The 21628-nt window shown below is 59.4% G+C and carries 22 protein-coding genes; 9 read left to right on the top strand and 13 right to left on the bottom strand.

Going from position 1 to position 21628, the window contains the following annotated elements:
* Positions 1-35: 35 nt before the first annotated feature.
* Complete coding sequence (locus DT23_RS17835; protein ID WP_038133546.1) at positions 36-1331, bottom strand: extracellular solute-binding protein; 1296 nt, start codon at positions 1329-1331, stop codon at positions 36-38.
* 352 nt (positions 1332-1683) lie between these two features.
* Here DT23_RS17835 and DT23_RS17830 point away from each other — a divergent pair, with 352 nt between their 5' ends.
* From DT23_RS17830 to DT23_RS17820, 3 genes are read left to right on the top strand one after another with little or no spacing between them, the layout of a single operon-like run.
* Positions 1684-2454, top strand: coding sequence for an amino acid ABC transporter substrate-binding protein (locus DT23_RS17830; RefSeq protein ID WP_038133544.1), 771 nt, complete (start codon positions 1684-1686; stop codon positions 2452-2454).
* A gap of 52 nt (positions 2455-2506) precedes the next feature.
* Entirely contained in the window at positions 2507-3187 is a 681-nt protein-coding gene (locus tag DT23_RS17825) for an amino acid ABC transporter permease (protein WP_038133542.1), read from the top strand.
* Positions 3184-3942, top strand: coding sequence for an amino acid ABC transporter ATP-binding protein (locus tag DT23_RS17820; RefSeq protein WP_038133541.1), 759 nt, complete (start codon positions 3184-3186; stop codon positions 3940-3942). The genes DT23_RS17825 and DT23_RS17820 overlap by 4 nt, the downstream gene beginning before the upstream one ends.
* A 93-nt stretch (positions 3943-4035) precedes the next feature.
* Here DT23_RS17820 and DT23_RS17815 read toward each other — a convergent pair whose 3' ends face one another.
* The 4 genes from DT23_RS17815 to DT23_RS17800 form a co-directional block, all read right to left on the bottom strand.
* Entirely contained in the window at positions 4036-4683 is a 648-nt protein-coding gene (locus DT23_RS17815; protein WP_038133538.1) for a 2-dehydro-3-deoxy-6-phosphogalactonate aldolase, read from the bottom strand.
* 27 nt (positions 4684-4710) lie between these two features.
* Positions 4711-5616 (bottom strand): 2-dehydro-3-deoxygalactonokinase, encoded by a 906-nt coding sequence (locus DT23_RS17810; RefSeq protein WP_038133537.1) that lies wholly within the window; start codon positions 5614-5616, stop codon positions 4711-4713.
* Positions 5617-5696: 80 nt separating this feature from the next.
* Entirely contained in the window at positions 5697-6863 is a 1167-nt protein-coding gene (locus tag DT23_RS17805; RefSeq protein ID WP_038133536.1) for a mandelate racemase/muconate lactonizing enzyme family protein, read from the bottom strand.
* A 14-nt stretch (positions 6864-6877) separates the two neighbouring features.
* On the bottom strand, positions 6878-8311 hold the full coding sequence (locus DT23_RS17800; RefSeq protein ID WP_038133534.1) for an aldehyde dehydrogenase family protein: 1434 nt from the start codon (positions 8309-8311) through the stop codon (positions 6878-6880).
* A 140-nt stretch (positions 8312-8451) separates the two neighbouring features.
* Here DT23_RS17800 and DT23_RS17795 point away from each other — a divergent pair, with 140 nt between their 5' ends.
* On the top strand, positions 8452-9270 hold the full coding sequence (locus DT23_RS17795; protein ID WP_038133532.1) for an aldose epimerase family protein: 819 nt from the start codon (positions 8452-8454) through the stop codon (positions 9268-9270).
* Here DT23_RS17795 and DT23_RS17790 read toward each other — a convergent pair.
* The gene (locus DT23_RS17790; protein ID WP_051697420.1) at positions 9267-10157 is read right to left on the bottom strand and encodes an SMP-30/gluconolactonase/LRE family protein; all 891 of its coding nucleotides are present in this window, start codon (positions 10155-10157) and stop codon (positions 9267-9269) included. The genes DT23_RS17795 and DT23_RS17790 overlap by 4 nt on opposite strands.
* Before the next feature lie 297 nt (positions 10158-10454).
* On the opposite strand from DT23_RS17790, the gene DT23_RS17785 reads away from it, so the two are divergent.
* The 5 genes from DT23_RS17785 to DT23_RS17765 all read left to right on the top strand — a co-directional run bounded on the left by DT23_RS17785 (position 10455) and on the right by DT23_RS17765 (position 14880).
* Entirely contained in the window at positions 10455-11885 is a 1431-nt protein-coding gene (locus DT23_RS17785) for a sulfatase-like hydrolase/transferase (protein WP_162177270.1), read from the top strand.
* Positions 11886-12067: 182 nt separating this feature from the next.
* Positions 12068-13075 carry an ABC transporter substrate-binding protein gene (locus tag DT23_RS17780; protein WP_051697419.1) on the top strand — a complete coding sequence of 336 codons (1008 nt, stop codon included), beginning with the start codon at positions 12068-12070 and terminating at the stop codon, positions 13073-13075.
* A 4-nt stretch (positions 13076-13079) separates the two neighbouring features.
* A complete protein-coding gene (locus DT23_RS17775) occupies positions 13080-13847 on the top strand; it encodes an ABC transporter permease (RefSeq protein ID WP_051697418.1) in 768 nt (255 codons plus the stop codon).
* Positions 13832-14581: an ABC transporter ATP-binding protein gene (locus DT23_RS17770; RefSeq protein ID WP_051697417.1), complete on the top strand. Its 750-nt coding sequence runs from the start codon at positions 13832-13834 to the stop codon at positions 14579-14581. Before DT23_RS17775 ends, DT23_RS17770 begins: the two co-directional genes overlap by 16 nt.
* On the top strand, positions 14581-14880 hold the full coding sequence (locus DT23_RS17765) for a DsrE family protein (protein ID WP_038133528.1): 300 nt from the start codon (positions 14581-14583) through the stop codon (positions 14878-14880). Before DT23_RS17770 ends, DT23_RS17765 begins: the two co-directional genes overlap by 1 nt.
* Before the next feature lie 70 nt (positions 14881-14950).
* Here the strand turns inward: DT23_RS17765 and DT23_RS17760 are convergent, their stop codons facing one another.
* The 7 genes from DT23_RS17760 to DT23_RS17730 all read right to left on the bottom strand — a co-directional run bounded on the left by DT23_RS17760 (position 14951) and on the right by DT23_RS17730 (position 21610).
* A complete protein-coding gene (locus tag DT23_RS17760) occupies positions 14951-15952 on the bottom strand; it encodes a formylglycine-generating enzyme family protein (protein WP_051697416.1) in 1002 nt (333 codons plus the stop codon).
* Positions 15942-16637 (bottom strand): GntR family transcriptional regulator, encoded by a 696-nt coding sequence (locus DT23_RS17755; RefSeq protein ID WP_051697415.1) that lies wholly within the window; start codon positions 16635-16637, stop codon positions 15942-15944. The genes DT23_RS17760 and DT23_RS17755 overlap by 11 nt, the downstream gene beginning before the upstream one ends.
* A gap of 94 nt (positions 16638-16731) precedes the next feature.
* On the bottom strand, positions 16732-17817 hold the full coding sequence (locus DT23_RS17750; protein ID WP_038133526.1) for an ABC transporter ATP-binding protein: 1086 nt from the start codon (positions 17815-17817) through the stop codon (positions 16732-16734).
* A 1-nt stretch (position 17818) separates the two neighbouring features.
* Positions 17819-18580 (bottom strand): SDR family NAD(P)-dependent oxidoreductase, encoded by a 762-nt coding sequence (locus tag DT23_RS17745; protein WP_038133525.1) that lies wholly within the window; start codon positions 18578-18580, stop codon positions 17819-17821.
* A complete protein-coding gene (locus tag DT23_RS17740; protein ID WP_081847322.1) occupies positions 18577-19458 on the bottom strand; it encodes a carbohydrate ABC transporter permease in 882 nt (293 codons plus the stop codon). Before DT23_RS17740 ends, DT23_RS17745 begins: the two co-directional genes overlap by 4 nt.
* Complete coding sequence (locus DT23_RS17735; RefSeq protein ID WP_038133524.1) at positions 19455-20324, bottom strand: carbohydrate ABC transporter permease; 870 nt, start codon at positions 20322-20324, stop codon at positions 19455-19457. The genes DT23_RS17740 and DT23_RS17735 overlap by 4 nt, the downstream gene beginning before the upstream one ends.
* 59 nt (positions 20325-20383) lie before the next feature.
* Positions 20384-21610 (bottom strand): ABC transporter substrate-binding protein, encoded by a 1227-nt coding sequence (locus DT23_RS17730; protein WP_038133522.1) that lies wholly within the window; start codon positions 21608-21610, stop codon positions 20384-20386.
* Between the last annotated feature and the right edge of the window lie 18 nt (positions 21611-21628).

Below are 21628 nucleotides of genomic sequence, written 5' to 3'. Positions count from 1 at the left end.
ATCCGGAGCCGGAAGACTGCGTCCACAGGACGGTGTCAGCTGGACGTTTTGGCAAACCGTGCGAGCAGCTGATTACCTTCGCTCTCGATCGTATCGAAGGCCGCTTTCGGGGTTTCCTCGCCCGAGAAGATCTTGTTGAACTCGCGCTCCATCACGCTGCGGATCTGCGGGTAAAAGCCAAGACGATAGCCCTTGGTCCACGCGCCGCCCGGCAACATCAGCTGCTTGATGCCAATCTCGGCCACCGGGTTTTTCTCATAATAACCTTGGCTTTTGGCAAGTTCATAAGCCGCCGTGGTGACCGGCACATAACCGGTGTTTTCATGCCAGTAGACCTGAATTTCCGGCGAGGTCAGGAACGAAAAGAACTGCGCAGTGCATTTGTTCTGATCGTCGGGCTTGCCCGCCATCGCGAACAGAGCAGCGCCGCCGATAAAGCTTTGCTTGCCCTCGCCAAGCGAGGCCCAATAGGGCATGAAATCGGCCGAAAACGCCATTGTGGCCGATTTCTGCAAGCCCCCGAAGCTGCCAGAAGAGCCGATCCACATCGCCGACTTACCCTCTTCGAACGGCTTGAGGTTGTCCCCCCAGCCCGCGCCGTAAAATCCGTAATATCCTTCGTCGGCCCATTCCTTAAGCTTGTCGAACATCATCACCTGAGCGTCGTCATTGACGATCAGCTTGGTGTCTTGGATCGCGTCATAACCGTTGTTATTGGTCGCAAATTGCTGGTTGTTGCGCGATTTGAAATTCTCGACCATCATCCAGGTCAGCTGCGAAGCGGTCAGCGGCAGATAGCCCGCCGCCTTCAGCTTGGGCGCGACTTTTTCGAAATCTTCCCAGGTCTTGGGCGGCTCGACCCCGGCCTTTTTGAAGGCTTCGGTGTTGATATACATGATCGGCGCCGAAGAGTTGAACGGCATCCCGATGAACTTGCCCGAGCTGTCAGCATAAAAATGGCGCACGCCATTAATGAAGTCATCGCGATTGAACGTCTCACCAGCGCCATTGATCAGGTCTTCTGCCGGGATCGTCGCGCCCTTGGCATTGATGATCGTGGCCGCACCTGCGTCAAACACTTGCAAGATATTGGGCTGTTCACCCGAACGGAACGCCGCAATCCCCGAGGCCAGCGCCTCTTCATAGGTGCCCTTCGAGACCGGCGTCAGATGGCAGGCCTGCTGGCTTTCGTTGAATTTCTGCGAAATCTCGTTGATGACTTCGCCATTGCGCCCGCCCATACCGTGCCACCAGGTGATGTCGGTTTGTGCCAGCGCAGCCGAGGCTGTGAACGTCAACGCCAACGCGGCGAAGGATGCGGATTTGAACATGTGAAGCTCCTGGAATTGTTCTGGAGCGGACCATCGATGCAAGTTGCAACACACAGTTGACAGGGATGTGAAACCTACGTGACAGATGCGCGGGTTTGCTGCGCTCGGGCAGCCAAAGCCGTCGACCTGTGCAGCGACGCCGCGGCGGTCGCTATGTCAGTGGAACGGCATCCCTTCGGGCGCCATGTTCGGTGATTTCCGTTCCAATCCTGGCGGAGCAAAACGAATAAATGTCGAATGTTATCAATTCGCTAAGCGTGTCATCGACTTTGTCAAACACGATCCCTAACTACCACCCCTGCGCTGTCGTATTTCGGGACCGGCGCTTTCATGCATCACAAAGGTATCTCCGATGACCCCTGTTCGCACGCTCATTGCCATCGCAACGCTTGCCGTCGTTTCCGCAACCACCACCCAGGCAGCAACGCTGGCCGAGATCCAGAAAACCGGGGTGTTTCGCGTCGGGACCGAAGGCACCTACCCGCCCTTCACCTATCACGACGCATCCGGCAAGCTCACCGGTTTTGATGTCGCAATCGCGCGTGCCATCGGGGCGAGATTGGGCGTTAAGGTCGCGTTTCTCGAAGGTCGCTGGGACGGCCTGATCGCGGGGATCGATGCCGATCGCTATGACGCGGTGATCAACGAGGTTGGCATCACGCCGGCGCGCAAAAAGAAATACGACTTCTCGCAGCCCTACATTGCCTCAAAGGCTGCGCTGATCGTGCGCAGCGACGATACTGCCATCAAGGATTTCTCCGATCTCGAAGGCAAGACTGCGGCCCAGTCCCTCTCAAGCAATTACGGAGCGATCGCCACGCGCAATGGTGCCACGCTGACCGGCACGGACGGGTTTGCGCAGTCGATCGCACTGGTTTTGCAGCATCGCGCGGATGCGACCGTGAATGACAGCCTGTCGTATCTCGATTTCAAAAAGCACAAGCCGGACGCCCCTGTGAAGCTGGTCGCAACGCTGCCGAATGCGGATTATTCCGGCGTCCTCATCGCCAAGAACCAACCCGAACTTCTGGCCGCGATCAATGAGGCGCTGGACGCGATGAAGGCCGACGGAACCTATCTCAAGATTTCGCAAGCATATTTCGGCGAAGACGTCTCAAAGTAACAGAGGCATCGGGGGGCATCGCCCCCCTGCCCCGCACGGGAAAGGATCGGGCATGTCCGATTGGTTGCCATTGATGTGGAGTTCGCTCGCGCCGCTTTTGCGCGCGACGCTGACCTACACAATCCCGCTTACTCTCATCACCTTCACCTTAGGCCTTGCGTTGGGGCTGCTGTGTGCGGTGATCCGTTTGTTCGGGCCGCGTCCCCTGGTCTGGATCGTGCGGTTCTACGTCTGGGTCATCCGGGGCACGCCGCTGCTGGTGCAGCTTTTCCTGATCTTTTACGGCCTGCCAAGTCTGGGCATCACCCTTGATGCTTTTGTCGCGGGAATGATCGGTTTCACCTTGAATGTCGGGGCCTATACCTCCGAAATCTTACGCGCGGTGATTTCATCGGTGCCCAAGGGGCAATGGGAAGCCTCCTATTCGATCGGCATGAACTGGCGTCAGACGATGAAGCGCACAATCATGCCCCAAGCCGCCCGCGTCGCGGTGCCGCCATTGTCCAACAGCTTCATCTCGCTTGTCAAAGACACCTCGCTGGCCGCCGCCATCACCGTGCCCGAGCTGTTTCAGGCGGCGCAACGCATTGTCGCGACGACCTATGAGCCGCTGGTCCTGTATGTCGAGGCGGCGCTGATCTATCTCGCGCTGTGCTCGGTGCTGTCTGCGTTGCAAGGACGGCTGGAAAAGCGGCTGGGCCAGTATGGCGGTTTTCTGGAGGGGCGCACATGATCGAACTATCAGGCATCACGAAGGCATTTGGTACAAATACCGTCCTGTCCGACATCTCGCTCAAGTTGCAAGAAGGCTCGGTGACGGCGCTCATCGGGCCGTCCGGGGGTGGAAAAAGCACGCTTTTGCGCTGCATCAACCTGCTGGAAATGCCGTCAAGCGGGACGCTCAAGATCGGAGAGGCGCAAGTGACCTTCTCTGAGGGGCGCCGTCTGACGCGCCCGCAAATACAGCTGATCCGGCAGCAGACCGGCATGGTCTTTCAGAATTTTCAGCTCTTTCCGCATCGGACCGCCCTTGAAAATGTGATGGAGGGGCTGGTGACTGTTCTGAACTGGCCGGCCGAAAAGGCGCGGTCTCGTGCGATGGCATTATTGGAGAAAGTGGGCATGGCCCATAAGGCGGATGCCTGGCCCGCGACGCTGTCGGGTGGACAGCAACAACGCATCGCGATTGCGCGCGCCCTCGCCCCATCGCCGCGCGTTCTTTTATGCGACGAGCCCACATCGGCGCTTGATCCCGAACTGGCGGCGGAAGTCGTGGACGTGCTGGCCCAACTCGCGCGTGAGGGCACAACGATGGTGATGGCGACGCATGATCTGCGGCTGGCCTCGCAGATCGCCGAGACGGTGATTGTTCTTGACGGCGGCCAAGTCGTAGAGACCGGCCCCGCCCGTGCGCTGTTTGACGCCCCGACACAAGAGCGCACGGCGCGTTTTATCGCCACCCTGAAATCCGCCGGAACGGCCGGTTAGCACTGGCGTTTTGCTCCGGCGATTTGCCGCGTGCGTAATATTCAGCGAAAGCGGGAACCGGCCCTGCGGGGGGCCGGTCGCGCCGGTGCGATATTATGTGGTCGGTTCGAGGAGCGCGCGGTATTTTGCAACGCATTCGACGCCGCGTTCGATGACGGTTGCGGCGTCATCACCGGCTTTATAAAGGTTCGATCCCAAACCGAACCCGACCACGCCAGCAGCCATATATTGCGCAAAGCCAGACGGGCCGACGCCTCCGACGGCACAGACCTGCGTGGTGTCCGGCAGCGTGGCGCGGATTCCCTTGATACCGTCCGGCCCGAGTTGCCCTGCCGGAAAGAATTTCAGGCCGGTTGCGCCATGTTTGATCGCAAGATGCGCCTCAGTGGCGGTAAAGAGACCCGGGAAGCTGGCCATCTTTCGCGCAACACTCGCATCGACAACTTCGGTGTCAATGTTGGGCGAGACAATCAGATTGCCGCCAATGCTATCGATCTGCGCAACATCCTCGCTGCGCAGGACGGTGCCCGCACCAATCAGGCAGGGACCGTAGTTCTTGGCGATCTCGACCGCGCGCGCAATTGAGGTGAACGGATCGGGCGAGTTCAACGGGATTTCGATAGCCCGGAACCCGGCATCCAGCAGGCCGGTAACGATCTCGTCGGTTTCTTCCGGTTTGATGCCGCGCAGGATCGCGATCAGCTTGACGTTTATGTCGTTCCAGATTTCGGGTCCGGTCATAGAGTATTCCTTCGTGATAGACGGGCATCAGTGATAAACGGGCATCGGCCAAAGTTTCTGCGCTGCAAAGGTCAGCCCTTTGCGCACAAGTTCATCTGCATCCAGAACCTGGAAATCCAAGCCCAGCTCTTTAAGGGCGAGTTGATAGTTTCGCGACAGCGGACCGCTGGACACAAGTGAAACCGGGCCGGTTTCATCTGCCCGGACCCCTGCCAGTTCCAGTCCGATCAGCAGGCCCGACAAGCGCGACGCAATCGTTTCCGGCGCCAGTACATTCAGCAACGGACCCGCACGCATCCCGAACAAGGCATGGGTGAAAGAGGCCGGAGAATTGGCGGCATCGCGCACCGACTGCACAAAAACATCTTCGTCAAAGATCGAGGAATCGACGAATTGCGACAAGGTAGAGCCTTGCGCGAGGCGCGCGAACAGCTCGCCCGTCATCGCGGTTGAAAAGCTGACAAGCTCGCCATTCACGACCCTTGCCCATTTCGAATGGGTGCCGGGCAAGCAGAAAAGCCCGTCGCCGCCGGACTCCAGCGCCGCCCCCAGCAGGATCGTTTCCTCGCCGCGCATCACATCGGGTCGCGCCGCATCACACTGTGCCCCGCCCGGCAGGATTCGCACATCCCGCTCTGTGCCCGAAACCTTGATCGCATGGGCAGGAATGTCACACAGCCGCGTCGGCGTAGGGATATACTGCGCTTCCTGCCATCCCGATGCCGCGCCGGCCATTCCGCAGATGACAATCGGGATATCCTTCGAGACCGAAAGGCACTCGAGATGCTTTTCCAGTGCAGGAGCGAAATCGGGACGTTGAAGCGTCGACATGCCCTCTTTGCTGGAGCGCGCCGCAACCACCTGCCCCGTTGCCTCCATCGCCCAAAGGCGGAAACTGGACGTGCCCCAATCGACAGCGATAAAGTCAATCATGCATGTACTCCTGTTCCTGTGAAACGCCGCCCCGACCCTGTGACGGCGGCAAATCTTTCACAGCATTGGTTTTGCCGGTGCTACAGATCGAGTTCGTATTGCGCGATAAACGCGCGATCGGGTTCGACGCCGATGCCGGGCGCAGTCGGGATTTCGACATAGCCGTTGCGCGCAACCTGCCCCTGAATATCCAGCGGCTCGGCCAGAAGATTGTCGCGGAACCGGTTTTCGGTGGTGTCGAATTCCAGCCACGGCTCGCGCGGGAACAAGCCACCGGGCAAGGGCGGCATCGCGGCAAGCAATTGCAGGTTTGTCGCCACAGCAATCGCCGAGCCCCAGACGTGGTTGATCACCGGCGTGAAATGCGCGTGACACAGCGCCAGCACCCGCAGGTATTCGGTAATCCCGCCAAGCGCGCAGACTTCAGGTTGGGCAATATCAAGGCCGCGGTTTTCAAGGATCTGGCGCCAGCCCCAGCGGTTGAATTCGGCTTCCCCGCCCGAGATATTCACCTTCAGACCGGCGCGCAGCTCTTTGTAGCCGTCAAGATCTTCGGGCGCGACCGGCTCTTCGAACCAGAAAGCGCCGGCTTCTTCCATGGCACGGCCGACATAAAAGGCGTCATGCGTATTATAGGCGTGGTTGGCGTCGGCCATGAAGTCGAAATCATCGCCGACCCCGCGCCGCACGGCGTCGATCAGCTTGACATCGTCGCGCGGCCCAAGCCCGACCTTCATCTTCGTCGCCGCAAATCCCATATCGCGGATCGCGGCCGCCTCATCGACGAAACGCGCAACATGATCGTCCACGCTTTCCCGTTTGAGCATCATCCCGTAGCCGTAAGCCGCAACCTGCGTACGATGCGCGCCACCGATCAGCTTGTGGATCGGCTGGCCCGTCACTTTGCCCGCGATATCCCACAATGCAATATCAACCCCGGACATGGATTGCAGCGGCATCCCCTTTTGCCCGTGATCGCGCAGCAGGTTATAGACCTTGTGCCAGATGACATCGCGATCCATCGGGTCCATCCCAAGGATCATCGGCTGGATCACCTTCTCGACGATTGTCTTGTTTGCAATCGCGACATTGCCCGGGCCAAAGCATTCGCCCCAGCCGGTGATGCCCTCGTCGGTTTCGATCTCGACAAGATGTGCGGTGCGCTTGGCATAATATTGCTGCGAATAGCCAAGCTCTTCGGGCATGTCGCATTGCAAAACGTGACTTGTGATCTTTACAATTTTCATCGGGATCAATCCTCTCAATTCAGGCCGCGCGAGATGCGTTTGACGACGAGGTAGTCGTTCAGCGCAAGCCGGGAGCAGTCATGGCCGATGCCGGATTGACCGATGCCGCCATGTGGCAGGTAAATGTCGTATTTCACGCCGTTGATCTGGATTTCGCCATACCGCAGCCCCTTGGCGAGGCGTTCGGCCAACGCAAGATCCGCAGTAAAGATATAAGACGACAGACCGCCCTCATCGCCCTCGTTCGCGCGATCGAGAATCGTGTCGCGATCGTCAAAGGGGATCAGGCTGACAACCGGCCCAAAGATCTCGTTTTGATAGATCTCCATCTCTGGCGTCACGCCATCCAGAACGGTCGGCGCAAGGAAATGCCCCTTTTCCAACCCTTCAGGGCGATCTCCGCCAGCGCGCAAAACGGCCCCTTTGGCGACCGCATCGTCAATCAGCCCTTTGACACGCGCCCAGGCGCGCGCGTCGATCATCGGACCTGTCAGAAGATCGGCATCGCGATCAAACCCGACCTTCACCGCCTTGGTGCGCGTCAACACCTTTTCCATGAAGGCATCATAGACACCGCGCTCGACGAAAACGCGGTTCGGCGTCACGCAAATCTGCCCGGCATTGTTGAACTTGACGGTGGTCACAATATCAGCGGCAAGGTCCAGATCGGCATCGTTGAACACCAGAACCGGAGCATTTCCACCAAGCTCCATCGAGTATTTCTTGATCGATGTAGCGCCCACCTTCATCAGGTGTTTACCGGTATTGGTCGAGCCGATCAGCGTAATCAATCCCGGTATCGTCGAAGCCGCCAACGCATCCGAGGGCGCGTATCCATCGGTCGTCAGGATATTTACGACACCGGCGGGAAGGCCGATCTTGTGGCACAGTTCACCAACCGCATAAGCAGAAATCGGGGTGGCCGCGGACGGCCGCAGAATGATCGGAGAGCCCGCCGCCATCGCTGGCGCAATCTTGTAAGCCAGATTCAACAGCGGGAAGTTCCAAGCGAGATAGGCAACCGAGACACCCACAGATTCGTAAACGATGCGATGGTCATGCGTTCCTTCACGGTCACGCAGCGTTTCATCGCTGACGCGCTGGATTTCCTCGGCATAGAATTTCAGGGCGCGTTCGAGCAGATCGAAATCTTCTTGCGTTCCGCCCCACGGCTTAGCCATTTCCTGATGGATGCAGTCGCGCAGGTAGTCTTCGTTCTCGATCACCGCATCGCGCAGCTTCAACATCCAGGCCTGACGCTCCGCGACAGGTGTCGCCGCCCAGCTTTTTGCAGCAGCATTTGCGGCCTGCAACGCCTTTTCAACATCGTCAAACCCGGCGGCTGCAACCGTGCCGACAACTTCCTCGGTTGCCGGATTGGTGACATCCAGCACGGCTTGCCCGTCAACAAGCGCTCCGCCAATGTACATTTTCTTGTTCAGGGCCATTTTCCGCCTCCCAACTCGAGGAAATTACACCACCTGCGCGCCTCGGGGCGCAAAGGTGTCTCTTGCAAAGAGCTAACTTGAAATCGCGCTTTGCGCAATCATAATATGATTAGATGAATCACAGATAGGACATACCGCCGATGGATTTGGAAACCGATCTTGTCTTCTTGCGCGTGACACCCGGAAGCGGGGCGCGCGTTACATCCTTGATCGACAAGAGAACCGGCCGGGACTGGATCGTGCAGGGGGATGGCGAAGGGGACGCTTCGGATGATGCCTCGTTTCTGGACGCGGCCTCGGGCTGGGACGAGTGCTTTCCGACCGTCGGCACCTCTTGTAGCGAGGAGTGGGGTGGCGATTTGCGCGACCACGGGCTTTTGTGGGCGCGCCCCTGGACGGTCACGCGCAACGCAAACGGACTGGTCGCGCAGTTTAGCACATCAAAATTCACCTTCCGGCGGGCTTTCCGGCTGCTTGGGAATACCCTGTTTGTCCGCTACAGCCTGCAAAGCCACCACCCTGCCCCTCTGCCCTGGCTCTGGAGCCAGCATTGCCTGCTCACCCCCCGTATCGGCGAGACCTTTACCGCGACCGGCCTTTCGGAGTGGCGCGACCGCGACGCGCAAACAGTCGTGCCCGGACCCGCAGGTCCCCACGGCGCGCCGCAGGTCGAGAAACTATTTGCCAAGGTGCTGGACACAACGCCAAACCGCGCGGAAGTCGCTTTGACCGGCCCGGAAGGGACGCTCCGGTTTTGTTGGCGCGGGCGCGATTTGCCCTATGCCGGGCTTTGGTATTGCTACGGGGCATGGCCCGCTGATAACCCGCTGTATCAAGTGGCCATCGAGCCCACAACGCACCCTTTCAGCAAGCTTGACGAGGCACTCGCGCAGGGACGCGCCAACTGGCTTGCCCCGGGTCAAACGGCGCATTGGAGCCTGTGCTTGCGTCTGGACTAGGCCACGCCGGCAAGGCGCACCTCTGTCGCCAACAGTCCTCCGACCGGCGGCGTCAACGCAAAGATGTCGCCGTCAAGTCCGGGCTGCTTTACACCGATCCGGGCGGATGTGACGAAAAGTGTTTTCATATCCGCCCCCCCGAAACACAGGCTGGTCACCTGGCTTACGGGCATCGGTACAGAATGCAGTAGCGCGCCGTCCACACGAAGACACTCGATCCGCGCACCGCCCCAGAACGCAACCCAGAGATTGCCCTCACAATCCGTGCAAATCCCGTCGGGCTTGCCAGCTCCCGCGCCATACTCCTTAAAGACCCTCTGATCCGAGAGCACACCTGTTTCGGCGTTATAGTCAAAGCTGTAGATCCGCCCCAACGGGCTATCTACAAGATAAAAGCGGGCCCCGTCCGGGCTCCATGCCAGGCCGTTGCTGACCGTCAGCCCGCTCACGATGCGACTGACGCCCTGCGCCCCATACCGGTAAAGCGCCCCCGAGCTTTGTTTTGCCCCCTCGTTCATGGTGCCTGCAAACAGGGTGCCCGCAGGGTCCGCCTTGCAATCGTTAAGACGGTTGCCTGCGATCCCGGGCTCGGGGTTGTGGACGAATTCGATTGCGCCGCTTTTCCAATCCAGCCGCTGCAGGCCCGACACGGTCGCGACCAGCAAAGAGCCAGCCTTTTCCAGAAGGACCGCACTGACAAGCTCGTCCAGTGTCAGGCTGTGCGAGTCGCCCGTGGCCGGGTCAAACGCGTTGACCTGATGCGCGGTAATATCGACCCATCGCAACAGGTTCTCGCGGTGATCCCAGACCGGGCTTTCCCCACAAAGCGCGCCAAACGATCCGGCATGGTGTACATTCAGCGGGGTTTCGATCCGTGTGGGCGCCATCTTTCACTACCTACCTTTTCATCCTGTTGACCAGATCACAGCACGCAGCCCGCTCCGAAGTCAACTTGATGTGCTATTTTGATAAAAGAATGTATTATTATTGCATCCGGCTTCAAAATCGCACACGATGTACGGGCACATGAAGGTGAAGACCACCAAGACGGCCCGGATTGCGCCCCTTGAAACGCCCACGACAGAGCTGGACAGGGTTGCGCAAGACCCGTCCCGATGGAGCCGCGCCCGCGCAAACGCTCTTCACAAAGTTCGTCAGTGCCCTGATTGCGAAGAGGAATGAAAATGACAGCCAAGAACCTGATCCTGTTCATCACCGACCAATGGCGTTGGGACACGATCAACCAGCCCGGGCATCCCGCAAAGCTTCCAAATCTGCAAGCCTTCCGGAAAGAATCCACCAACCATGTGAACGCTTTTACATCGGTGCCGCTGTGCACCCCCGCCCGCGGCTCGCTGTTCACGGGGAAATGGCCGCATCAAAACGGAACGATGGATAATGTGCAGGGGTCGTCCTTTTACCCGCACGGCAAGCTGCACCCGAGCCACCGCACCTATATGGAACGACTTCAGGACGCGGGTTACAACGTGTCTTTCGTCGGCAAATGGCATCTGGGCGCGGGCACGTTGCACGAGCGCGGCATTCAGGATGCGCCGCTATCGGATGGCGGCGACGAACCGCTGATGACGGCTGACGATCTGACCTTTGCTCCGCCGCGCAAAACGCCGTTTTACGGCACGATCACCGAAGGCGAACATCTGGATGAAAAGCGCGTCCACATCGGCATGGAGCGTCTGGAAAGCCTGTCGAAATCGGACAAGCCCTTCTGTCTGATCGTCTCTTTGCCGGGGCCGCATTTTCCCCATCACGTCCCCAAGGACTGGGTCGATCTTTATAAGGATCTGCCCGAAGATTACATGCCCGACAACTATCTGCCGCAGTTCACCGAGCAGGGCAAACCCGAGGCGCAGGGTGCGCCCTACTGGCCCTGTCAGGATACGCGCGCCCTTACGCAGGACGACTGGCGACGGACCGCGCAGCATTACTGGGGCTTCTGCTCGTTCATCGACGACCTCTTTGGCCAGTTCCGCCGGCGCGTGCACGATCTGGGACTGGACGACAATTCCGTGTTCGCCTTTACCGCCGATCATGGCGAGATGCTGGGCGCGCATGGCTGGTTCGACAAGGGGCCGTTCTTTTATGACGAGGTGATGCGCATCCCGATGCTGATCCGGTCTCCGGGCCAGTCGTCGGGCTGTGACTCTGAAGGGTTTGTCAGTTTCCGCGACCTGTTCCCGACGCTCGTCAGTGCCACCGAAGGTGCGGCAATTCTCAGCGAAGACGAGGCCGCACGCGCCTATGACCGGACAGATCAGGACCACATCACCTATTGCTACGACGCCTATCAGGGGCGCCAGTTCAAATTCCGCGGCATTCGGGATGCGCGCTACAAATACGCATGGAGCCCGCATGACATCGCCGAGCTTTACGATCTGGAAACCGACCCGCAAGAGCGCAACAACCGCGCGGGAGACCCTGACATGGCCGAGATCGAAAGCCGTCTCAAACAGCAACTCTTTGACTGGATGAAGGCCGAACATGATGCGCTGATCTGTGGCGGCTACCAGTTGCCGGTCGGAAGCTATATCGACGGGCGCCCTGCCCATGAACAGCATGACCACAAACCCCATCTCAACCCGGCGCTAAAGCAGTAGCCGGCCTTGTGACCCCTGTCTGATGTTCCAACAAAAACGCCTGTCGCGGAACGGTTATTGATCCGCGCGGGCGATGTCAGAACGCTTTCCTTTTCCCGCTGCACCCCGGTTGATCTTGTCGGGGCAAGTGGACGACATGCGCCCGAAGGGCCGCTGACGGCCCGTGAAAAAAGGAAGATTCGATGGCGTTCGTGAAATCCGTTCTACTGGCTGTCGCGTTGGGTTTGGGCCTGTCCTCGGGCGCATCGGCGCAGGAAAATGTGAAACTCGAAATCGGCTACATGCCGATCCTGCCGGTGTCGCAACTGTTCGTCACTCTGGAAGAGGGCTGGATGAAGGATGCGGGGATCACGCCGGAGCTGGTGCAGTTCCAGAACGGTCCGGCGATGGTTCAGGCGTTGCTGGCCGGTCAGTTGGACGTGGCCTATCTCGGCATCGGGCCGGCGATGGTGGCGCGTGCGAAGGGCGCCGATATCAAGGTCGTGGGCTCTGATATTGTCGAACAGATCTCGATGATCGCCCTTGGCGACCTCGCCCCCTATTTCGAAAGCGATCCCGCGACCGCCTTCGCGCGTTTTGCCAAGGACAAGGGGCGCAAGGCGGTTATCAGCACTTTCCCCGTGGGCTCTGTACCCCAGACCGTGCTGCAATACTGGCTGCGCAAACAGCTACAAGCCGACCCCGATCAGGTGGAGGTCATCTATCAGGGTGCCGCACAGGCGCAGCAGGCCCTGTTGACCGGCGCGGTGGATGGCGCTGCCCTGCTGGAGCCGGTGGTCAGTCTGGTGCTGGATCGTCGCGCGGATGCCAAAGTTGTGGCCTCGGGCCCGGACATGTTCCCCCATCAGCCGGGTGCGGTTCTTGCCGTGCGTGAGGGGGTGATCAAGGATCATCGGGCCGCAGTCTCGGCGCTGCTTGCGGCCCATTTGAAGGCAACCAGGTTGCTGCGCGAGCATCCCGACGCGGCCGCGCCGATGGTGGGCAAATATGTCGGTGGTGGCCGCATGAAAGCTTCGGTCGTGACCGCCGCGCTGGAACGGTCGAAGGACAGCTTCGTCGCCGACCCCAACCGGATCGTCAAGGGCACCAAGGTTATGCATGATTTTCAGGCCGGTCTGGGCACACTGAAACAGCCGGTGGATCTGGATCAGCTTTTTGATCTGTCGCTTTATGACGGTTTGCAGAAGTAATCTTATGAACACACGTGAAAGCCGCTGGCGCAAGCCGGCTTTGGGTCTGGCCGGTCTGGTGGGGTTCGTGCTGCTCTGGAAGGCGGTGCAAGGCTTTGGTATCGCCCCGAGCGGCACCATGCCCGACCCTTTCGCGCTGCCGGGCGCGCTGATGGACGAGTTGGACTCGGGCCGCCTTATGCCCGCCGTTGGCGCGTCTCTGATTCACTATGTCTGGGGGTTGACCTTGGGCAGCGTGGCAGGTTTCGCCGTGGGCTTTGCCGCTGCGGTGAACCCCACATTTGACGGGCTGCAATCGTGGCTGGCCCGCATCCTGAGGCCGATCCCGCCGCTGGCATGGGTTGTCTTTGCCATCGCCTGGTTCAAGGTCAGCCATGCCGGCGCGGCCTTTGTCATCTCGATCGGCGTCTTCTGGGTGAACTACTTTGCGACCTGCTCGGCGGTGAAGAACATCGACCCGCGCTTTTTCGAGCTGGCCCGCGCCTTCAATCAGGACAGCTTCTGGAAAATGCACCGCTCGGTGACCCTGCCCGCCGCCGCGCCCCAGATTCTGTCGGGGCTGCGCACCGGCGTAGGTCAGGCATGGATGACATTAATCGCCGCCGAACTGTTGGGCGTGCCGGGCATGGGGCAGGAAATGAACGCGGCCGCCGGCGTGGGGGCCTATGACGCGGTGGTGGTCTATATGCTGGCGATTTCCGCCGTTTACACAGTTAGCGACTGGGTGTTCTCTGCCGTCGAAGGGAGGGTGCTGCAATGGCGTCCGCAATAAACGCAGCCCCGATCCTGTCAGCGCGCGACATCACCCTCCAGCACCCCGGTGCGCCGCATCCGGTGCTGGACGGGTTTGATCTGGACGTGGCAGCGGGTGAATTTGTCGCCATTGTCGGTGGCTCTGGCGTGGGCAAGTCCACGCTGCTGCGCGTCATCGCCAATCTGGTGCAGGCGCAGCGCGGCAAGGTTGCGATCAATACCCCCGAGCGACCTGACCGGCGTCGCCGCGCCATTGTGTTTCAGGACGGACGGCTGATGCCATGGCGCACGTTGCGCGCCAATGTCGGCTACGGTCTGGAGGGGCTTGCGCTGCCCGCCGCGGCTAAGGCTGCCAGCGTGGACGAAGTGCTGCGCCTGACCGGTCTCGCCGCGCTGGCCGAACGCTATCCCCACCAGCTGTCGGGCGGGCAGATCCAACGTGGCGGGATTGCGCGCGCGCTGGCCGTGCAACCCGATATCCTGCTGATGGACGAGCCGTTCTCGGCGGTGGACGCAATCACCAGAGACACCCTTCAGGACGAATTACTGCGGATCTGGCAGGCCAGTGGCAAGGCCGTGCTTTTTGTCACCCATGACATTGCAGAGGCGGCGTTTCTGGCAGATCGTGTCCTCGTCCTGTCGGGGAGCCCGGCTACGATCGCGCTGGACCTGAAGATTGATTTGCCGCGTCCGCGTCCGCGCGGATCGGAGGCGCTTGCACGCCTTGTGGCACACATCGGAAAGAAGCTGTGATGGTGGTCAAAGTCGTTTTACATGCGCCCACCGAGGAAGCCCTGATCCGCGCGCGTTCCAATGCTGTAAACCTGTTGGCGGCAACGCCGGACGCGCAGGTGGAAATTGTGGTCAATGCCGCTGCCGTCGCCCCGGCGTTGAAGATCAAGGATACGCGGACCGCCCCGCTGTTGCGGATCTGCGCCAATACGCTGCGCAACAAAGGGTTGAAGCCGTCAGACGCGCTGATCGTGGTGCCGTCTGCGGCGGGTCATCTGGTGCAGCGTCAGGCGCAAGGCTGGGCCTATATCCGCGCCTGAGCCCGTCGCGACCCTGCCGTTTCCCTACCCTGCAAACGCCGCTGGCATGATGCGGGCGGAATAAACCGCGTTATTTGCAACAACAGCCTGACGCAGTGGAAGGCGCCGGATCTGGCGCCTTGTCGTACACGACCCGAAAGCCGGTATGCGCGCTGGTGCTGTCGGGTGTATTGCCGGTGCGGGCCGCGATGCGGTAACGATAGCAATAGCTTTTGTGGCACAGGAACGAGCCGCCTTTAAGCAGCTTCTTGCCAACAGATGCCTGATTGATCTGGCGACCCGCCGAAGAGGCCGAGCGCACCCGGAACGGCTCTGCTGTCCACTCCCAGACGTTGCCAGACATATTGTGCAGCCCGTAGCCATTGGGGGCGAAACTGTGAACAGGTGCGGTGCCGTGATACCCGTCTAGCGCCAGATCGGTCATCGGAAAATCGCCTTGCCAGATGTTGCACGGCGTAAAGTCCTGATCGTTGGGGTCCTGATCCCCCCAAGGGTAGATGACATCTCCAAGACCGCCGCGCGCGGCATGTTCCCATTCGACCTCACGGGGCAACCGGCCTCCGGCCCAAGCGGCGAACTGGCGGGCATCCTCCCAGGCAATATGCGTGACAGGCATCTCGTCGCGCGCGGGCGCACCATGGGGCCCCTGTGGCCGGTCCCAGGTCGCACCGTCGATACGGCGCCACCATTCAAGCCCCATAACACCCAGAGCGTCCGCGTTTTCTTCGGGGACATGCGTGTGAAAGACAAAAGACCAGCCAAGCCGCTCGGCAAGGGTCACATAGCCCGTCGCCTGTACGAAACGGCGGAACTGGGCCACGCTGGTTGCGCCCCTTTCGCACCAGAAATCCTTGACCCGTCGCTTGATCTGGGGCGCTTCGAAATCCGCAGGAATTTCAGGCCGGTTGGTGCCCAGCAAAGCCGTGCCGCCGGGAATGGCGACGCAGTCGCGCAAATGAACGCCCGCCCCGGCCCCGGCCTGAATATCGTCCTGAATGCCGGTTTCGGGCGCAAGGGAGGCAATCGCAGCGCTGTCTCCCCCGCGTGACGGGGCGCAGCAGCTACCTGCCATCGTGTTTCGCCTCTTTCGATTGCTCGATGCGAAGCTGGTTGACCAGATGACGCCCGGCAGCTTGAATGTGTTTGCCAAGCACCTCCAGTGCCATATCGACATCCTGACGCCGCGCGGCTTCGATCAATTCACGATGTTCGCGCAGGATCGCCTCCTGGCGACCGATTGCAATCGGGATGCGGCGGCTGATTGCGCCCATGATTTCGCGATGTTGTTTCCATAGGCCAAAGGCGACACGGTTGTAATGACGTTCATACATCAACTCGTGAAACATATGGTTCAGTTCGGTATGACGGGCCTTGTCCGAAAAGTTGATTGACTCGATCTGGTCTTGTATCGCCTCAAGCTCGTCCAGATCCTCTTGCGTCGCGGTCTCGACGAACAGACGCATGAGGTAGGGTTCAATCAGGTAGCCCACCTCAGCGACATCGCGCACATAATCCATGTCGATCGGACGCACGCGCGCGCCCTGATTGGGCGTGAACAGAACCAGCCCTTCGCCGCGCAATTGCTGAACCGCCTCGCGGACCGGGTTTGTCGAAGTATTATATTGCTTTGCCAGCGCCGTTATCTTGAGCCTTGCATTCGCCGCAAGCTCCCCCGAGAGGATCTCGTTGCGGATCTTCTCGTAGATGCTTTCGGCGTCATTGCCGTCTTTTTCTGCAAATTGCGTTCTTGCAAACATACTGGCTCTTCCCACGCTAGAGGCGCATCAATCCGCCCGCTTTGAAACATCCCGCTCATGGCGAATGGCCGCAAGCCCTGCGGCCATGACGCGGTTAGCGGATGCGTTTCTCCGTTTTCGGATCAAACATCAATGCCGCACCCGGATCGAGCCCTATTTCAAGACGGTCACCGGCGACGGGTTTGTTCCGACCCCGCAACTCGACAATAACAGGCAGGTCGTCATCCGGCGAGACAGAATAGGCATAGGCAACACCACCGAGGTTTTCGCACACATCAACCGCCAACTCAAAACGCGTCGGCCCATCGAGTGAGAAATGCTCCGGACGCAGACCGATGACCACGTCGCGACCGACATCCACCGTCGCCCCGATATCGACGGGCATGTCACTGATGCCAAGGCGCGCAATATTCACAACAACCCCACCGTCGCGATGCCCGGTCACTTTTGCGTCGAAGAAGTTCATCCGTGGCGAGCCGATGAAACCGGCGACAAACAGGTTATCGGGGTCTTCATACAGATCAACGGGCTTGCCCGCCTGCTCGATCCGGCCATCGCGCAAAACGACGATCTTGTCGGCCATAGTCATCGCTTCGACCTGATCATGGGTGACATAGATCATCGTCGCGCCCAGGCGTTTATGCAGGCGCGCGATCTCGACGCGCATCTCGACGCGCAGCTCGGCGTCAAGGTTGGAGAGAGGTTCGTCGAACAAGAACAGTTCAGGGCTGCGCACGATCGCACGCCCGATTGCGACACGCTGGCGCTGACCACCCGAAAGCGCCTTGGGCTTGCGATCCATATATTGATCGAGCTTGAGAATACCGGCCGCTTCATCAACCTTGCGCGCGATCTCGGATTTGCTGGTGCCGCCGATCTTCAAGCCAAAGCTCATGTTTTCGCGCACAGTCATATGCGGATACAAAGCGTAGGTCTGGAACACCATCGCAACGCCCCGTTTGGCAGGGTCGAGATGGGTAATATCGCGATTGCCGATCTGCATCGTGCCGCCCGTCGTTTCTTCCAGCCCGGCGATCATTCTCAGCAGGGTCGATTTGCCGCAGCCCGACGGGCCGACGAACACGCAGAACTCGCCGTCGTTCACCTCGAGATCCACACCGTGGACCACTTGCGTTGCACCGTAGCGCTTAATCACCTGGTTAAGTTTGAGTTCGCCCATATCAGCCTCTTCTCGTATCGTTGACGCCCAGCAGGGCGGACATTGCGCGGTCGGCAAGCACATCAGCGCCGTTCAGCGCCATCGACGCGTCCGACAGTAGAAACACAGCGGCATCGCCGATTTCCTCAACAGTGCTTACTTCGTTATCGGCGGCCCATCCGCGGAAGTTCTCGGCATTGGCCGGGTCTTTCATCGCCTCGATGACAATTTCGGTCTGCGTCATGCCGGGGCAAAGCGCATTTACCCGGATCGCATGCGCGCCCAGTGACCAGGCCATCGCACGCGTCATCGACACGATTGCCCCTTTGGTGGCGGAATAGCCTTCGTGACCGGGGTTGGTGGCGCGCGCGTGATTGGAGGCAATATTGACGATCGCCCCCCGCACCCCCGCATCCTTCATAATCCGGCCGGCGGTCTGACAGCCAACAAGGACCGACCGCTGGTTCACCTCCCAAAGCATGTCCATCTGCGCGAGGCTCATCTCGAGAAACGGCACCTTGATCGTGACACCGGCGTTATTCACGAACCCGTCAAGCCCGCCCATGCGCGCATTTGCCTCTGCGATGCTTGTGGCGAATGCGGCGGCATCCGAGACATCAACCAGCTGGAAATCGGCACCAAGACCGGCCAGCTTCTGCGCGCCCGCCTCATTGATGTCGAAGCCTGTGACCTCGGCTCCGGCGGCGCGGCACTGGCGCACGATACCCAAGCCGATTCCGGCGCTCGCGCCCGTGACGACAATCTTGCGTCCTTGAAGGTTCATTTCACAGCTCCTGCAGTAGCGCCCGACATGATTTTGCGTTGGAAAACCGCAAAGAGCAGCAACAGCGGGATCGAGCCCAGCACCGCCGCAGGGAACAGCTTGGTCGGGTCAATTCCGGTATTTCCAACAAATTTATAGACCGAGATCATCACCGTCAGCTTGTTCTTGTCGGTCAAAAGCAGCAGCGGATAGATGAAGTCGTTCCAGACCATAATCATCACGAACAGCGAAAGCGTCGCCGTGACCGGCGCCAGAAGCGGACGGATGACATGCCAGAAGATCTGCCAGTTGTTGCAATTGTCCAATCGCGCGGCTTCTTCCAGCTCGATCGGAATCGCGGCGATAAAGCCGGTATAGAAGAACACGGCGAGCGGTAGCTTGAGGGCCGCAAAGGCCAGAACGATGCCGAGATATGTATCCAGAAGCCCGAGTTCGCGGAAAATCACATAAATCGGCGTGATCGTCACGAAGTTCGGTGTTGCCAGCCCCAGCGCCATGATCATGACGATAAGCTGGCTCGCCCGGCTTTTGATACGCGCCAGCGGATAGGCGGCCATTGCACCGGCAAACACCACGACGACAATGACCGAAAGCGTTACAAAAAGCGAGTTCAGGACAGAGCGGACATACCCCATCGAAGAGAGCGCTTCCATGTAGTTGCCCCAATAGAGACTTTTGGGAAGGCCCAGCGGGTTTTGCGCGATCTCGGTCGATGTCTTGAACGACATCATGACCATGTAAACCAGCGGCAACAGCATGATTACAACCAGCGTCAGCACAAAGCCATGTGCCAAAGAAAGTTTCACACGGCGGCGCAAAAGATTTGCGTCGAATTTGCGGCCTGTCTTTTTGACAGTCGATGTATCAGCAGCACTCATTGGGTGTTCTCCCGGTCACGTAGAACCCTGTTTTGGATGAAGGCGACGAAGAGCACCAAAATCAGCATGAGGATCGAAAGCGCCGAGGCGAAGCCGAACTTGTATTGCCCGAACAGGTTGTTGATAATTTCAATCGACAGCATCCGCGTCGCGCCGTCGGGGCCGCCCTTGGTCAGGATGTAAGGAAGCTCGAACGTCTTGAGGGTGCCGATCGTTGTCAGCATGACCGCGACGGTGATCGCAGGCCCCAGAAGCGGCAGTTCGAGATAGCGGAAACGCTGCCAGGAGGACGCCCCTTCAAGACGGCCCGCCTCGCCGATTTCTTCCGGAATCCCCGCAAAACCGGCCAGATAGATCGCACAGGTGAACCCGGTGAACATCCAGACCTGCGTGAAGGCGACAGAGAATATCGCGATATTTGGATCTCCAAGCCAGTTCTGGGTAAACGCCCCCAGCCCGAGCTTGGTCAGAGCCACATTGATCCCGCCGTTCAGCGGCGAATACAGGAATTGCCAGACGTAGGCGACGACGACAAACGAGATCATCGACGGCGTATAGAGCGCGGCCCGCGAGAAATTCCGGATCATCGGCAGACGATGCAGGATCGCGGCGAAAAACAACCCGCTCAGGTTCATCGCCGTAACAACGATGACCGTATAGAAAACCGTCACCCAAGCTGCCTCGAGATAGCGGTCGCGCGAGAAGATACGGTCGTAGTTCTTGAGACCGACCTGTGTTGCCTTTCCGATCCCCTGAAAGCGGGTGAAGCTCATATTGAAGGTCAGAATTATGGGGTAGACAAAGAATACCCCGATAACGAGCAACGCGGGAATTATGAACAAATAGAGTGTTTTACGGTGACGCATCGGGCATTCCTGAGAAAGGTGAGGCCGGGAACGGTACCGCTCCCGGCCGGCTTCAGAGATCAGAGGTTATCTTCGACGGACTCGTCCCAACGATCGAGCGTATCCTTGTTGGGCTTGTCGAGGTTCAAAAGAAAACCGGTGAGACTGTTTTCCCACTCGCTTTGCAGCTGCTTCGGAAATTCCTCGTTCGAGAACGGCCACAAGATGGAATCGCCCGCTTTGCGCGCGGCCGTGTAGGGTCCCGAGAACTTCGGCGGAGGCGTGGCATCCCCGCTATAGGGGCTGTAGGCGTTTTCGACCGACAGGAAGACGTTCAGATTCTCGGGCTTGGCAAAAAATTCGATCCATTTGCGCGCCGCCTCTGCATGGGCAGCATCCTTGGGGATAGCCCAGCCCGGGCCAACCAGATCAAGCGCCAGCCCGTCTTTGCTAAACGAGGACGGCATCGGAGCGAATTCGAAGTTCAAACCGTCAACCTTGGCAAAATCGCTGATATTCCACGCGCCATGCGGCAGCATCGCGACCGTGCCCGAGCGGAACGCCTGAGGCGCTGTAGCCCACGGATCAAGAGCCGCCTGAAGCTTGGGATCAAAGCATTTTGCCGCGACCAGATCGCGCACGCTATCCAGCGCGGCGTTGTAATTGGGATCATCCGCGAACTTGAGATCGCCATTCCCGAACTCTGCCGGCGAAGGCCCCTTCGGATTGATCCCGTTCGCGCCGACATACAGCATGGCCGAGAAACCACCCGAGAAGATCATCGGCGAAATGCCCTTATCGGCCAGAGCGGTACACGCCGTTTTCAGCTCGTCGATGGTCACCGGCGCCTTGTCGATACCGGCTTTCTTGAGCAGATCCATATTGACGAAATTGCCCATGCCGACGATTTCCAGCGGATAGGCAAGAACCTTGCCATCCAGCGTCATCACCTTTTTGACCGACGGCAGCATCTTTTTATACCAGTCGTGATCCTCGCCGAGATCGCTCAGGAAACCGGCCCCGCCCCATAGCGCAACGAGCGACGCATCTACCATTGTGACATCCGGCGGATTTCCGGACTGAAGGCGCGGCGGGACAACCTTGTCGACGTCTTTACGCGAGACGTAGGACAGGTCCACCTTGATATCGGGGTTTTGCTCCTCGAAGCGTTTGATCAACTCTGGCAAGCCTGCGGGTTGAGCGACATTGCCCTTCCAGGCAACAACATCCAGATCCGTCATGGCTTGGGCGCTACCACCGATTCCGACAAGAATCGCAGCAGCCGCAACTAAGGTCTTGTTCATCATGGGCTATCTCCTCCATTG

It is taken from the genome of Thioclava indica, from assembly GCF_000714545.1.
Lineage (GTDB): Bacteria > Pseudomonadota > Alphaproteobacteria > Rhodobacterales > Rhodobacteraceae > Thioclava > Thioclava indica.
This window is presented reverse-complemented; position numbering and strand designations above follow the sequence as displayed.

Bases quoted from the DNA above. Each gene is read 5' to 3' on its own strand.
- DT23_RS17765 (WP_038133528.1), top strand. From the start codon at position 14,581: ATGGTGGTCAAAGTCGTTTTACATGCGCCCACCGAGGAAGCCCTGATC.
- DT23_RS17790 (WP_051697420.1), bottom strand. From the start codon at position 10,157: ATGGCGCCCACACGGATCGAAACCCCGCTGAATGTACACCATGCCGGA.
- DT23_RS17745 (WP_038133525.1), bottom strand. From the start codon at position 18,580: ATGAACCTTCAAGGACGCAAGATTGTCGTCACGGGCGCGAGCGCCGGA.
- DT23_RS17770 (WP_051697417.1), top strand. From the start codon at position 13,832: ATGGCGTCCGCAATAAACGCAGCCCCGATCCTGTCAGCGCGCGACATC.
- DT23_RS17735 (WP_038133524.1), bottom strand. From the start codon at position 20,324: ATGCGTCACCGTAAAACACTCTATTTGTTCATAATTCCCGCGTTGCTC.
- DT23_RS17730 (WP_038133522.1), bottom strand. From the start codon at position 21,610: ATGATGAACAAGACCTTAGTTGCGGCTGCTGCGATTCTTGTCGGAATC.
- DT23_RS17815 (WP_038133538.1), bottom strand. From the start codon at position 4,683: ATGACCGGACCCGAAATCTGGAACGACATAAACGTCAAGCTGATCGCG.
- DT23_RS17760 (WP_051697416.1), bottom strand. From the start codon at position 15,952: ATGGCAGGTAGCTGCTGCGCCCCGTCACGCGGGGGAGACAGCGCTGCG.
- DT23_RS17830 (WP_038133544.1), top strand. From the start codon at position 1,684: ATGACCCCTGTTCGCACGCTCATTGCCATCGCAACGCTTGCCGTCGTT.
- DT23_RS17785 (WP_162177270.1), top strand. From the start codon at position 10,455: ATGACAGCCAAGAACCTGATCCTGTTCATCACCGACCAATGGCGTTGG.
- DT23_RS17800 (WP_038133534.1), bottom strand. From the start codon at position 8,311: ATGGCCCTGAACAAGAAAATGTACATTGGCGGAGCGCTTGTTGACGGG.
- DT23_RS17740 (WP_081847322.1), bottom strand. From the start codon at position 19,458: ATGAGTGCTGCTGATACATCGACTGTCAAAAAGACAGGCCGCAAATTC.
- DT23_RS17750 (WP_038133526.1), bottom strand. From the start codon at position 17,817: ATGGGCGAACTCAAACTTAACCAGGTGATTAAGCGCTACGGTGCAACG.
- DT23_RS17820 (WP_038133541.1), top strand. From the start codon at position 3,184: ATGATCGAACTATCAGGCATCACGAAGGCATTTGGTACAAATACCGTC.
- DT23_RS17810 (WP_038133537.1), bottom strand. From the start codon at position 5,616: ATGATTGACTTTATCGCTGTCGATTGGGGCACGTCCAGTTTCCGCCTT.
- DT23_RS17780 (WP_051697419.1), top strand. From the start codon at position 12,068: ATGGCGTTCGTGAAATCCGTTCTACTGGCTGTCGCGTTGGGTTTGGGC.
- DT23_RS17835 (WP_038133546.1), bottom strand. From the start codon at position 1,331: ATGTTCAAATCCGCATCCTTCGCCGCGTTGGCGTTGACGTTCACAGCC.
- DT23_RS17775 (WP_051697418.1), top strand. From the start codon at position 13,080: ATGAACACACGTGAAAGCCGCTGGCGCAAGCCGGCTTTGGGTCTGGCC.
- DT23_RS17755 (WP_051697415.1), bottom strand. From the start codon at position 16,637: ATGTTTGCAAGAACGCAATTTGCAGAAAAAGACGGCAATGACGCCGAA.
- DT23_RS17805 (WP_038133536.1), bottom strand. From the start codon at position 6,863: ATGAAAATTGTAAAGATCACAAGTCACGTTTTGCAATGCGACATGCCC.
- DT23_RS17825 (WP_038133542.1), top strand. From the start codon at position 2,507: ATGTCCGATTGGTTGCCATTGATGTGGAGTTCGCTCGCGCCGCTTTTG.
- DT23_RS17795 (WP_038133532.1), top strand. From the start codon at position 8,452: ATGGATTTGGAAACCGATCTTGTCTTCTTGCGCGTGACACCCGGAAGC.